Below are 13605 nucleotides of genomic sequence, written 5' to 3'. Positions count from 1 at the left end.
CGTGATTCGATGCCTGGCGCTCAGGAGGGAAAATCGGCGTGCAGACGTCAGTGCGACGTTGCGTTTTCGCGGGCGACGCGATCTTCGATGCGAACCTCGATGCGTTTTCGGATTTGCTCCGCCGCTTCAGACGCGTCGTGCGCGTCGATACTCGAGAACTCGCAACGGCCGATATAGTGCCCATCGCAATAAGCATCGACGGCCCCGTCAAAGCGTTCGTCGGCACGCGGCGTGATCGCCCCGGCCAGTTCGAACGGACGCCCTGGTGGCGTATTGCTGACGTAACGCCACGAAAAATGATACGAATCAGTCATATGTCCCCTTCGGTAGTACGACAGCTATGGAACTGTCTGCCAACGCTGTTTTTTGGGAAATCGTAACATGTTCAACAATCCCGACAAACGGTAGGAAAAAAAAGCGGCCCGCCATAGCAGCGAGCCGGATAGTCCGTGGAGGTCGGGGGCACATCAGGACCACGGTGATTTCAATCTAGTCCCGAATCGTTGTCGTTATTCTCGGTAATTTGCCTGATGCGCCGCAAATTTTTTCTGCTGACTGCCGACAATCCAACGCACCTCTCGACGGCCTTCCCAACACACGAAAATCTCAGGGTTATCGCTGAGAAAATCGCTCACTCGTCCTCCTCAGACGTCGCCGGCTTCCGATGGCAAATCGTCGGCCGGCACCGCTTTGCCGAACAACCATCCCTGCCCGATCGCCTCGGGATACCGCGCCAGCATGTAGTTCGCCTGCGCCTCGGTCTCCATTCCCTCCACAATCACCTCGACCTTGAGTAACGCTGCCATCTTGCAGATCTGATCGACGATGGCGCTGCCCACGGTATCGGTGCCGATGGCCTGCGTGAACATGCGATCGATCTTCAGCGCGTCGACGTTGAGCGTCGACAGATAGGCGAGGTTCGAAAAACCTGTCCCGAAATCGTCGATGTGAATTTGATATCCATCGACACGCAAACGATCGAGCGCCTCTCTGAGCCGCGTCATGCTGTCTGTCGAACGCTCGGTGACCTCCAGTGCGATCTGCGCACGCGGCACCCGCAGTGAGGCCGACATCTGATTCAGATACGTATGGAATGTGCTGTCGACGATGTCCGTCGCCGCGAGGTTGATGCTGATGTGAAACTCCGGATCGGCCAGCGCGCGTCCATGCATGTCGATCAATGCGCGGCGCACGACCTGTCGCGTAATCAGCCCGATGACGCCCCGCCGCTCCGCAATCGGAATGAACATGTCCGGCGAAATCGGTGCGCCGGCACTGTCGTTCAGGCGCGCGAGCGCTTCCACGCCGACGATCTTGCGGTCACGCAGGCGCACCAGCGGTTGATAAACGACGTGAATGCCTCCGGACTCTGCGGCCTGTTGCGTCACCCAGTCGATCGACATCCGGTAGCGCCGCCGCGAACGCCATGACATGCCCACCAATGCGCCCGCCCCCGCGCCAATCGAGAGTGCCAGCACGAGGCCCAGCGGATTCGTCACGATTCGCGACGACACGTAGATGGCCGAGGCGCAAACGTCTACCCGGCCGGAACACTCGGAGTAGCGTCGCAACGATCCGATATCGAGCCAGCGTGACGTCGCCCCCAGCTTGATACGCTGCTGATCCTCGAACATCCCTGCCCGCCAGAACTGAAAACGCATATCGCTCGTGGACGCCACCGAGGCAAAGCCGCCTGGCGGCGTGGCGAGCCGCTCCGGCAATACCGGCGGGCTGAACACCACCACGTCGCCCATGCCCGTGGCACTGACTTGCACGCCGGGCGTCACGAGGCCCGTGAGCGTGTGCCAGAGCTTCACGCCGTTACGTGTTTCATGGCTTGGCGGCGGCAGCTCCGGCTCCGGATCGAGGCGCCCGGCAATTGCCGAGCATAACAACTTGGTGCCGTGGATTCGGCCAATGTCGTGGAAGTAGGGGCTGCGCATCGCGACGCGGCGCAGCGCGAGAATGTCGGCATCGGTGCAGGGCACCGCGCCGCTGTACATCGCGCTGAGCAACGCATCGCGGCTAGACACCGATGCGTCGCCCATGAAGCCCATGATTTCCTGCACGTAGGCACGCAGGCGGAAATCATCGATGCGGGTCTGCACGATCTGCCCTACCAACAGCATGACCAACATGCCCGCAATGGCACCCGTCAGTACCGGCAACCAGCGAGTCAGTCCTCTAAGCGTTTGCATGGAGAATCGCGTCCGCGTAACGCCCCGTATACCCACAGGGGCATGGCCGCCAGTGTATCGCACCGTCTGTCCGATAGATCGGATTGCCACACGTTTGGCCCACATGGCGCAAGCCGGAAACGGGGTAACGCAGGCTACCGATCTCATGCGCCGCCATCTGTGGCCGGATGATCCGGTGAGTGCGGCCGAGCCGGCATTAGGCGGCAGTCGGCGAGCACTCGGCCGGCCTTCGGCAGTAGGACGAAAGGGGGTCGGCGCTGGCGTACCGTTCCACCTTCTGCCTCCCCCCACGGCCCTGCCATGACGAACAAATTCCGTAATCCGGCGAGCGGCGATGTCGTCGAGATCACGTACCTGTCGTGCATCGCGGCATTCTTTCTCGGCCCCCTCTACCTGCTGGCATACGGCTTCGCATGGCATGCGCTGGTCTGGACCGCCCTCGCCATCGGCCCCGCCCTGATCTGGCGGGAATCTGCGCTGGCGATCTCGCTGCCACTCACCTGCCTGCTTTATTCGCTGATGATCCACCCGCTGCTCGTCGGCAAACTGCGCGCCAACGGCTGGCTGCCCACCCGCGACAATGCCGTCTCCAGCCCCGGCCAGCGTGGTTACGATGCCTACGCCGATATGCCGAGCACCCACCGCGGCAGCGCAGGCATGGTCCTGGCCCCGATCAAACCCGCGCTCGGCACCGCCCCCGAACACCGCGCCTTCAACCCGGCACAAAGCCCGTCCGTCAACGAAAGCGCGAGCCCAACGGCAGACGAAAAACCATGTCCCTTCTGCGCCGAGACGATCAAGCGTGAGGCCGTGCGATGCCGTCACTGTCTTGCGCATCTGCAGGCAACATCGCAATAAACCTGTCGAGCGCGGCCGAACGGTGGTCTGCGCGATACGCCAGACTGATCGGCGCGTGCGGCACCTCGCCATCGATCGGCCAGAAACCCATTCCAGGCGTGCGAATCTGACTCACCGACGCCGGCACCAGCGACACCCCAAACCCCGCCGCCACCATCGGCACGATAGATGTGATCTGCGGAGCCTCCTGCCCCAGTTTCGGCCGAAAGCCCGCCGCCTCGCAGGCCGCGATCGTGCGGTCGTACAGCGCAGGGCTGATCTCGCGCGGCAGCAAAATGAACTCGTCCTGAGCGAGCGCCGCCAGCGGCACATGCTCGTGCGCGCACATGGGATGACCAAGCGGCAACACCAGCATCATCGGTTCATCGACCACCGGCATGCTGACGATGCCCGGCGGCACGTCGAACGGTGTGCGCACGAACGCGGCGTCGATCGCTTCGTTCTCCAACGCCGTCAGCAGACTCGCCGTATTGCTCTGTTGCGGATGCAGTTGCACGTCGGGATACCGCGCACGGAAGTCGCGAATCCACGCGGGAATACGCGGCTCGAAGTAGGTCGCGCCGGCGAACCCGATACGAATCTGTCCCGCCTCGCCGCGCGACATCTGGTGCATGCGGCGCTTGACGCGCTCCACCCGCTCCAGAATCTGTCGCGCTTCCGGCAGAAACGCCTCGCCTAACGCCGTGAGCACCACATCGCGCGGCAACCGCACGAACAGCGGGCCGCCCAGCTCCGCTTCCAACTGCCGTATCTGCAAACTCAACGGCGGTTGCTGAATCCCGACACGCGCGGCGGCTCGCGTGAAATGGCGCTCTTCGGCCACGGCAATGAAATATTGCAAATGCCGCAATTCCATCACGACTCCCCTGTCAGCCCGGCCCCGCCGGGGTTCGCACCAATAATACATAAAAAGTATGAAAATGACGTGTTCAATATATTGGAAATGTGACCGACGGGTCAATACACTTCGAGTCAAGCGCTCAGGGCCGCATGGCGGGTCACCGCGCCAAGAGATCAAGAGATTCGAATAAGAGAGACGAGGAGCCTCACGATGTATGAAGACCGCATCCGCCTGGCGTCGCTACGCGACCGGGTGATGAGCGCCGACGACGCTGCAAAGCTCGTTGGCGACGGCATGGTGGTCGGCATGAGCGGGTTCACCCGCGCCGGCGACGCCAAGGACATGCCGATCGCGCTGGCCAAGCGCGCAAAGGCCCACCCGATGAAGATCACGTTGATCACCGGGGCATCGCTGGGGCACGATTCCGACAAGACGCTGACCGAAGCGGGTGTGCTCGCCAAGCGTTTGCCGTTTCAGGTCGACACGACGTTGCGCAGCGCCATCAATCGCGGCGAGGTGATGTTCGTCGATCAGCATCTGTCGGAGACGGTCGAGTTCCTGCGCACCGGCCAGTTCGGCAAGCTCGACGTGGCGGTGATCGAGGCGGTTGCCATCACCGAAGACGGCGGGCTCGTACCCAGTTCGTCGGTCGGCAACTCGGCGAGCTTCGCGATCCTCGCAGAAAAGGTCATCGTCGAGATCAACCTCGCGCAACCGCTAGCCTTCGAGGGCATGCACGACATCTGGATTCCGGGTCAACGTCCGCATCGCGCGCCGCTGCCCATCGTTGACGTGCGTGACCGTGTCGGCACGAATGTGGTGAAAATTGCGCCGGAGAAAATCGCCGCCATCGTCATTACCGACACGCCGGACAGCGCCTCCAATGCCCTGCCGGCCGATGCCGACACGCAGCGCATTGCCGGCCATCTCATCGAATTCTTCCAGCATGAAGTCTCGCGTGGTCGTCTGCCACGCACGCTGCCCGCGATTCAGTCCGGAATCGGCACCATCGCCAATGCGGTGCTCACGGGTTTCATCGATTCGCCGTTCGACGACCTCACGATGTATTCCGAGGTGCTCCAGGACTCGACGTTCGAGCTGATGGACGCCGGCAAGATGGTATTCGCGTCGGGCTCGTCGATCACGGTGTCCCAGGCGGTGCAGGACCGCGTATTCAAACATCTGGAGCGTTATCGCGACAAGCTCGTGCTGCGTCCGCAAGAGGTCAGCAACCATCCGGAGGTCATTCGCCGACTGGGGCTGATTGCGTTGAACACAGCCCTCGAAGCGGACATTTACGGCAACGTGAATTCCACGCATGTCGGCGGCACGCACATGATGAACGGTATCGGCGGATCGGGCGATTTTGCCCGCAACGCTCGCATGGCGATCTTCGCCACCAAGTCGATTGCCAAAGACGGCAAGATTTCGAGCATCGTCCCGATGGTGCCGCACGTCGATCACAACGAGCACGATGTGGACATCATCGTGACGGAACAAGGTCTGGCCGACCTGCGCACGCTTGCCCCGCGCGAGCGCGTGAATCTGGTGATCGATCACTGCGCACACCCGAGCTATCGGGAAGTCCTGCGCGACTATTACCGCGACGCACTGCGTTACGGCGGTCAGACGCCGCACGCGCTGGAACGCGCGTTCGACATGCACGTCAACTTGCGCGAACGCGGTTCGATGCTGGCAGGGAAATGACATCGGCGCCGGTTGCCGACGCCGGGGGGCGGGCGGCCGGACGCCGATTGACCGGCATCGATGGTCAAGGTCGATGCCGAGAAGAACATGGGACGCATGCGGTCCTGTGGGCCGAACGCTGGTGAGAGTGTTCAGGCATTCGCGGCTCGCCGGCGATCGCTGGCGAGCCGCCTTTTACCTCCTACCTTTTTGCAGCCCGACGACGGGCGTTCAGGCCGACAGTCGCTGCGCGCGATGCCCCTGATTTGCCGCCCCCTCCAGCGTGAAGATCGACACGAGTTCACGCAGACCGCCCGATTGCGCTGCCATCGATTGTGCGGCGGCCGAGGCTTCTTCGACCAACGCGGCGTTCTGCTGCGTCACGGTATCCATCTGCATCACCGCCTGATTGACCTGCTCGATGCCCGTGCGCTGTTCGGTCGACGCGGCGGCAATCTCCGCCATCAGATCGGTCACGCGTTTGACGGCGTGCACCACCTCGTCCATCGTGCTACCCGCCTCGGCGACGAGTTTTGCACCGTCGCTGACCTGACGCGTCGACGCATCGATCAGCTCCTTGATTTCCTTCGCCGCATTGGCGCTGCGCTGCGCGAGCGTGCGCACTTCCCCGGCGACGACCGCGAAGCCGCGGCCCTGCTCTCCGGCGCGCGCCGCTTCCACCGCGGCATTGAGCGCGAGGATGTTGGTCTGGAACGCAATCACTTCGATCACGCTCGTGATGTCCGAGACGCGAGCCGACCCTTCGGAAATTTCGCGCATCGTCTCGACCACCTGACGCACCACCTCGCCGCCGCGCTGGGCGATATGCGACGCGTTCGTTGCCAGCACATTACCCTGCTCCGCGTTGTCGGCGTTCTGTTTGACGGTGGTCGTCAGTTCCTCCATGCTCGCCGCCGTTTCCTCCAGCGACGCCGCCTGCTGTTCGGTGCGCGACGACAGATCGGTGTTGCCGGCGGCGATCTGCGCCGACCCCGTCGCAATGCTCTCGCTGGTATGACGCACTTGCCCCACGACCTGCGCCAGCTTCGTGTTCATATCGCGCAGCGACCCCAGCAATTGCGCGAGTTCGTCCTTGCCGTGCACGTCGATACGCGAACTGAGATCGCCCCGGGCCACCGTCTGTGCGATGTCGACGCAGCGACCGATCGGCACCGTAATCGAGCGCGTGATGACCAGCGCAATCACGATATTCACGCCCAGTGCCAGCAGGATCAGCACAACGGCAGCGATAAAAGCGGTGTGATAGTTGTTGGCGGCCGCCTCGCTCGCCGCCTGTGCGCCGGCACGGTTCACCGCCACGTGTTCGGTGAGCCTGTCGCTGAGCACCGCGAACCGCTTGACGGCGTCGGTCATCACAAGCGTGCGCGCCTGCTCCTTGGCTGCGTCATCGCCCTTTTCCAGATCGGCCACACGGTTATCGACCTCGAGATAGCTTGCCCAGGCGGCGCGCACGGCGTCATACGCGCGACGGTCTTCGTCCGAGGCCACCATGCTGTTGTAGCTGTCGAGCGTCTTGTTCATCAGATCGATGGACGCCTGGCGCTTTTTCGTTTCGTCCGCCCGAGTGCTGTCGACCGTCGTCAGCAGCGTGGCGAGCGTGGCGCGGCGCGCTGCGTTGGCCGCGACCTGTGCGGTACCGAGCGTCTGCACGCTGGGCAGCCAGTTGTCGGCCAGATCGCGGGTACCGCCATAAATGCGCGACGCCTGGAACACCGCCATGCCACCCACGATGCACAGCAGAACCAACGTAATGGCAAACCCGATGGTCAACCGTGTGCCGATTTTGAGACTACCCAAGAACTTCATGCCCGCTCCCTATGCGATAAAACGACAACAATCGCACGGCATAACGGGTGACCATTCAAGAATCTTGAGCCAATAAACCCTCGATTCTCACGCAATGGCTTTCAAAACATTCCGGGAGCGAAAAAACAGAGCACTTAACACATTGATTCGAATGCCGGTTTCACAACACAAACCGATCATTTCCGAACTCTCAAAAATATCCGTGAAGATATATTTATTCATCTATTTGCACGGATATTTCGCAAAACGCTTTCGGGAGTCACGGCGTCCTGCAACGCGGCGTGACTCGCAAGGCGATCCAGCACGGCCTACTTGCTTGCACCGTCGAATGGCGCTGGATGCACCGTATCCAGATCAATGCCATCGATGCAGCGAACATTGACGGCGGCCATTTTCGCACCGTCCGGCATTTCGCCGAACGCAAAGGCCTCGACACCGCATGTCGGGCAAAACTGGTGACGAATGACATGCTTATTGAAAAGATATTCGCGCGCTTTCCCTACACCCGCGGTTTGCGAGAATTCCGCAATTGGGGAAAAAGCGAGAATCAATCCTCGCTTTTTGCAGATCGAACAATTGCACGCAATTGTTTTGGACAAATCGACATTTGCAGTAAATCGCAAATCGCCGCAATGGCATCCGCCTGAGTATTGCTGATTCGCCATGGCGCATCTCCTCATGATGTTGGGATCTTGGCCAGCGAGAATCGAGACTACGACGTTTGCGAAACGATGCCCGCCGGATGTGGCATCTATTCTGCGACAAAATCCGACGAGAGGGGAAGCAACGCGCAGGCCGGCAGCGGTCGTGCCGGCCTCGCTCAGGAGGGAGTGGGAGCGTTAGCGCCGCGGAACGCTCGCTCAGGCGGCGAGCGCCGGTTCGTCGCGATGCGAATCGCGCGAGCCATTGGGGTGGCTGCGAACCACCGTGACGCCATGGCGGCCAGGTTCGCGCAATTGGAACAGCGCGACCGTATCGGCCAGATTACGCGCCTGCTCGCTAAGCATGGCCGAAGCCGCCGCAGACTCTTCCACCAACGCTGCGTTCTGCTGCGTCGACTGATCCATTTCCGCCACACTGCGATCGATCTGGCTGATGCCGGTGCTTTGCTCGGTCATGGCGCTATGGATCTCGCCGATCAGACGACGCACACGCGAGATCCCGTCGACGATGTCTCCCATCGTATTGCCCGCCGCCTGCACGCGTTGCGTGCCGCTCGTGACGTTCTGCACCGACGCTTCGATCAGCGCCTTGATCTCCTGCGCGGCGGCAGCGCTGCGTTGTGCCAGCGTGCGCACTTCGCCTGCGACAACGGCAAAGCCACGGCCCTGCTCCCCTGCCCGTGCGGCTTCGACTGCGGCGTTCAGCGCGAGAATGTTCGTCTGGAAGGCGATGCCATCGATCACGCTAATGATCTCGGTAATGCGCTCCGACGACTTCGCAATCTCGCTCATCGTTGTGACAGCCCCCGTCACCACCTCGCCGCCACGCGCTGCGGCTTCGCTGGCTTCGTTTGCCAGACGCGTGGCGTGCTCGGCCGCTTCGGCCGTCTGCTTGACGCTCGCCGTGAGTTCGGTCAGCGCCGCCGAGGTCTCCTGCAACGTGCCCGCCGAGGCTTCCGTGCGCTGCGACAGATCACGGTTACCCATCTCGATCTCGCTCGTCGCCGAGGTCATGCCGTGCACACCGGCACGCACGTCGATCATGACCGTACTGATCTTGTCGACGAACGCATTGAACGAGCGCGAGATCTGCGCAACTTCATCGTGACCGACGACATCGAGACGGCGCGTCAGATCACCACCGCCCGAACCGATGGTATCCATCGCGTCGCGCACTTGCGACAGACGGCGGAACGCCTGCGACGTGAAGAAGCTCGCGATACCGATGGCACACAGCGTCAGCACGATCAACGTAATGATCGTGGCACTCAGCACGCGCGACAGACCAGCCGTCGCTTCGGCCTTGTCGAGCGCGACGACGAAGAGCCAGTCGGTGCCCGGCACGGGCTGCACCTTGAGCAGTTTGGCAGCGCCGCCAAGCTCGACTTCCAACGGCTCGGTGGCGCGTTCGAGACCTGCTAGCGCTTCAGGCGTGAGCGATTGCGCGAGGTCGCTCGACTGCTTGAGCATGAGCTTCTCGTCGGGGTGAGCGATCACGAGGCCGTCGCGCGACACCACGAACGCGAGGCTCGAAGGCGTGGGATGCACGGCCTTGACGACTTCCTGCACGGCGTCGAGCGGCACAGCGCCGCTCACGGCACCGAGCGTTTGCCCGTCGCGCAGGATCGGCGCGGCGAACGAGACGTAGAGCTTGCCGGAAGCGATGTCGGCATAGGGCTTGACCACCGTCAGCTTGCCGGCGCCCGTGGCGCCCTTGTACCAGGGGCGTGCGGTCGGATCGTAATCGGGCGGCGTGGGGCCGCTGGAGAAGTAAGACTTGTCGCTCCAGCCGATGCTTGAGATCGGGAAACCGTTCGTAGCGCCAAGCAGTTTGGTCAACGCCACACCCTGCTCGCCCTTTTCGACGGCGGCGGCGGTGCCTACGACCGATTGGCCCTTGGCCGCTGCCCAGCGTTCCACGGCAAGCGTGTTGCCGCGCGCCACGGCGTCGAGCGTGTTGGCGATGGTCGACATCATGCTGCTGCGCACGATGACGTATGTGGTAATGCCGGAGAGGATCAGTGCACCAATAACGGTGGCACACGCGATCAGAATGATGCGTGTTCTAAGCGAAGATACTGTCATGCGGTCGGGACAGGCAGGCCTGCGGCTAGGGGGGTCAAAAGACAGGAGCCGGCGCCAGGCCACCGACTCCACGAGGTGGAGGTCCACCCTCTGACTTACGGCCCGCCCCGCCAAAACTTTAGGTGTTAACCCGAAATTGCAAAAGGCCAGCCGCATTCGGCTGACCATTCTGTTCATTCGTGCTCCTACCTACCTGCCGTCTATTGGCCCGGAATGGACTTCGGCGTCAGTCGTTGGCCGCAGCTTCGGCTTCAGTCTGCTCGATGGCCTTGACGATGATGCGCAGCGTGGCGTCGAGATGGTCTTCCGTATGGCGCCGGATGGCTGCCACGTCGCGGGCACGATATTCGTCGAGCATCTTCTGATGCTCCTGATTGCTTACATCGACGTGTATGGGACGCATATAGAGCGACAGCGCAATGTAGGGCCCCGAAGCATCGCGCAACGTCTTGATCAGATGCGCCAGACGTGAATTGTCTTGCGACGCCCACAGCGCCGCATGAAACGCCTGATTCAGCTCGGTCCATTTGGCGACGTCCGACGTCGCCAGCATCTCGGCGTGCAACGCCTGCGCCTGCGCGATGTCGTCTTCCCGAATCGTGGTCAGCGCCTGCTCGGCCATCATCGGTTCCAGCGTCTTGCGCAGACGATACAACTCGTTGACGTCCTCGATCGTGAGACCCCGCACCACGGCACCGCGGTGGACGTCGAAAAACACTAGTCCTTCCGAGACGAGTGTGCGCAGCGCTTCGCGCACGGGCGTCGTCGACATCTCGAGACGGCGTGCGAGATCGTCCTGCCGAAGGCGGTCCCCCGCCTTCAGGTTCCCTTGCAGAATCTCGGTACGCAGTGTCTCGATGGCATATTGATATGCCGTGAGCCGGCGACGGCCCGACGTGCCAGTCGTGCCGGACACGCTGGCAGATGCGGAGGACATGCTTTTCAAAGGGGTGCCGTGTGTAGATTATTGACGCGTGAGTTTACTCCAATTTGCCAGCGCTTCTCCAACCGCACCGGGCGCTACACCCGAGGCCAGAAACGCCGTCACCAGTAAGCGCGCCTTGAGCGGCGAGAGCCATCCGCACAGGTGTGCACCCCGCCGGGCGAGGTCGATTTCCGCCCCGACATAACCATAAGTCTGCGATGCCGTCGAGCCGCTTGCCGCACGGCTGGCGATCACCACCGGCACCTGCGCTGCCAGCGCACCTATCCGTTCCGCAAATCCGAACGAGACGTGACCCGCGCCCTGCGCCGCAATCACCAGCGCCTCGTAGCCGCCCCGGACTGCCACCTCCGCCAGTTCGCCGTCGTCACCCAGCACGGCCGTCACCATCGCCACTTTGGGCCAGACGCCTGCGGGTCGCGACAGCGGTTGCGGACGTGTCTGGCGGGCATGAAAGAATGTCGGACGTCCCTCGACAAGCCGCGCGGCGACACCACCATCGAGCGACACGAAAGCTTGCACCGCCAGCGCGTCGCCCTTGCTCACCCAACGGGCGTAGTGGGCGGTGTCGTTCATCACCACGAGGACCCCGCGACCAACGCTGTCGGGATGCACGGCCGTGCGCACCGCCGCCAGCAAATTGGCGGGACCGTCGGCCCCCGCCGCTTGTGGCGCACGCATGGCGCCGGTCAGGATCAGCGGCGCGGGCAACTTCCAGAACAGATCCAGCAGGAACGCCGTTTCCTCAAGCGTATCGGTGCCCTGCGTCAGCACGACACCACTTGCGCCGTCGGCAATCTGCTGCTCGGCCCACGCGAGTGCATCCATCAGGTCGGCATACCCCAGCGAAGCACTGGGCAATTGACGAAGCGACGCCGTCTTGATGGTCGCCACATCGGACAAACCAGGGACCGAGCGGGCCAGTTGCGTGGCGTCGAGGGTCGGCACGACGCCGCCGGCGGCGTCTGACGGGGTCATGCTGATCGTGCCGCCAAGCGAAGCGACAGCAACCACGGGAAGCGAATTGGGCATGGTGGACAGGTTTTTGATTTCAGTTGATATGCATTGTGCATTATATATAATCGACAATCGTTTGCGAAGGGCATCGGGTGCTTCGCAGAAAACCCAACACTTAGGAGACGTCAATGGAACCAACCACTGTGGGCCATCCGGCCGCCGGGGCGACCCGCTACCGGTTCGCGGTATTCGCGCTGATCGTGGTGATCGCCCTCGTGAACTACATCGACCGTGGCGCGATTTCGTACTCGGCCGCGCAAATCACGTCGGAATACGGTTTCGATCGGGCCGGCTGGGGCGCGGTCCTTGGCTACTTCGGTTACGGCTATATGTTCGGCGCGCTGTTCGGCGGGGCACTGGCCGACCGCGTGGGCGCCAAGAAGGTGTGGGTCATTGCCGGTGTGGCGTGGTCGGCATTCGCCATCGCCATGATTTGGGCAGGTGATCTCGGGATCGCCGTGCTCGGCGGCTCGGCCCTGACCGGTTTCGCCACGATCCGCGTACTGTTCGGCTTTGCCGAAGGCCCCGCCTACTCCATCATCAACAAGACGATGGCGGCATGGGCATCGCCGTCGGAGCGCGGCTTCGCGGTGTCCATCGGGCTGCTGAGCACGCCGCTCGGCGCCCTGCTCACCGCACCGGTCGCCGTCGGTTTGCTGTTGCTTACCGATAGCTGGCGCACGATGTATATCGTGCTCGGTATCGCGGGCTTCGTGCTGATCGCACTGTTTGCGCGTGTCTATACGAACCGTCCGGAAGACAATCCGCGTGTGAACGCCGCCGAAGTGGCGCTGATTCAGGCGGGACGTCCGGCGCAAAACCCGTCTGCCGCCGCTGCCGCGAGCGATATGCCGTGGTGGAGCTTCTTCAAGAGCAAGACACTGGTGTTCAACTCGATCGGCTACTTTGCGTTCATCTACGTGAACTTCATGCTGCTGACGTGGACGCCGAAATATCTCGCCGACGAGTTTCATTTCACGCTGTCGTCGCTCTGGTACATCGGCATGATTCCCTGGACGGGCGCGTGCATTACGGTGCTGCTCGGCGGACGCATTTCCGACTGGCTGTATCGCAAGACGGGCAAGTTGGTCATCGCACGTAGCTGGTTCGCTGCGGCCGCGCTGACCTGCACGACGTTGTGCTTCCTGATGGTCTCGCAGGCGACCAGCGTGTGGGCCGTGATTGCATTGATGACGCTCGGTAATGCGCTGAACGCGCTGCCGAACTCGGTGTACTGGGCTGTGGTGATCGACACGGCGCCCACGCGCGTGGGTACGTTCAGTGGTTTGATGCACTTCATCGCGAATATCGCAGCCGTGCTCGCGCCGACGCTCGCCGGCATTCTGTCGGCCAAGTACGGCTACTCGTCGATGTTCGTGGCGACCGCCGTGGCCACCGCCGTCGGCGTGTTTGCGATGCTTCAGGTACGCCCAGGCGTTGGGCCGGATACCGGCCGCCGAGATACGAAGCCGGTGTCGGCTTGATGAG

Annotated in this window: 11 protein-coding genes; 3 read left to right on the top strand and 8 right to left on the bottom strand. The window is 62.4% G+C overall.

Annotation, left to right across the window (positions count from 1 at the left end):
- Positions 1 to 47: 47 nt before the first annotated feature.
- The gene (locus PI93_RS12185; protein ID WP_039371246.1) at positions 48 to 314 is read right to left on the bottom strand and encodes a hypothetical protein; all 267 of its coding nucleotides are present in this window, start codon (positions 312 to 314) and stop codon (positions 48 to 50) included.
- A gap of 330 nt (positions 315 to 644) precedes the next feature.
- Complete coding sequence (locus PI93_RS12180) at positions 645 to 2198, bottom strand: EAL domain-containing protein (protein WP_158453266.1); 1554 nt, start codon at positions 2196 to 2198, stop codon at positions 645 to 647.
- Positions 2199 to 2498: 300 nt separating this feature from the next.
- Between PI93_RS12180 and PI93_RS12175 the strand changes: the two genes are divergently transcribed.
- A complete protein-coding gene (locus PI93_RS12175) occupies positions 2499 to 3056 on the top strand; it encodes a hypothetical protein (protein ID WP_039371239.1) in 558 nt (185 codons plus the stop codon).
- Here the strand turns inward: PI93_RS12175 and PI93_RS12170 are convergent.
- A complete protein-coding gene (locus PI93_RS12170) occupies positions 2995 to 3912 on the bottom strand; it encodes a LysR substrate-binding domain-containing protein (RefSeq protein WP_039371236.1) in 918 nt (305 codons plus the stop codon). The genes PI93_RS12175 and PI93_RS12170 overlap by 62 nt on opposite strands.
- Before the next feature lie 195 nt (positions 3913 to 4107).
- On the opposite strand from PI93_RS12170, the gene PI93_RS12165 reads away from it, so the two are divergent.
- The gene (locus PI93_RS12165) at positions 4108 to 5604 is read left to right on the top strand and encodes an acetyl-CoA hydrolase/transferase family protein (protein ID WP_039371232.1); all 1497 of its coding nucleotides are present in this window, start codon (positions 4108 to 4110) and stop codon (positions 5602 to 5604) included.
- A gap of 210 nt (positions 5605 to 5814) precedes the next feature.
- On the opposite strand, the gene PI93_RS24990 is transcribed toward PI93_RS12165, so the two are convergent.
- From PI93_RS24990 to PI93_RS12140, 5 genes are all read right to left on the bottom strand, one after another.
- Positions 5815 to 7410, bottom strand: coding sequence for a methyl-accepting chemotaxis protein (locus PI93_RS24990; protein WP_052240712.1), 1596 nt, complete (start codon positions 7408 to 7410; stop codon positions 5815 to 5817).
- 308 nt (positions 7411 to 7718) lie between these two features.
- A complete protein-coding gene (locus PI93_RS12155; protein WP_039371229.1) occupies positions 7719 to 8075 on the bottom strand; it encodes a GFA family protein in 357 nt (118 codons plus the stop codon).
- 195 nt (positions 8076 to 8270) lie between these two features.
- Positions 8271 to 10157: a methyl-accepting chemotaxis protein gene (locus tag PI93_RS12150; RefSeq protein WP_080759216.1), complete on the bottom strand. Its 1887-nt coding sequence runs from the start codon at positions 10155 to 10157 to the stop codon at positions 8271 to 8273.
- 226 nt (positions 10158 to 10383) lie between these two features.
- Positions 10384 to 11094, bottom strand: a complete 711-nt coding sequence (locus tag PI93_RS12145; RefSeq protein ID WP_052240711.1) for a GntR family transcriptional regulator — start codon at positions 11092 to 11094, stop codon at positions 10384 to 10386.
- Between the two features lie 27 nt (positions 11095 to 11121).
- The gene (locus tag PI93_RS12140) at positions 11122 to 12132 is read right to left on the bottom strand and encodes an asparaginase (protein ID WP_052240710.1); all 1011 of its coding nucleotides are present in this window, start codon (positions 12130 to 12132) and stop codon (positions 11122 to 11124) included.
- Positions 12133 to 12245: 113 nt separating this feature from the next.
- On the opposite strand from PI93_RS12140, the gene PI93_RS12135 reads away from it, so the two are divergent.
- Positions 12246 to 13601 (top strand): MFS transporter, encoded by a 1356-nt coding sequence (locus PI93_RS12135; protein ID WP_052240709.1) that lies wholly within the window; start codon positions 12246 to 12248, stop codon positions 13599 to 13601.
- The last annotated feature ends 4 nt before the right edge of the window (positions 13602 to 13605 follow it).

Origin of the sequence: Pandoraea fibrosis, from assembly GCF_000807775.2 — a bacterium.
Lineage (GTDB): Bacteria > Pseudomonadota > Gammaproteobacteria > Burkholderiales > Burkholderiaceae > Pandoraea > Pandoraea fibrosis.
This window is presented reverse-complemented; position numbering and strand designations above follow the sequence as displayed.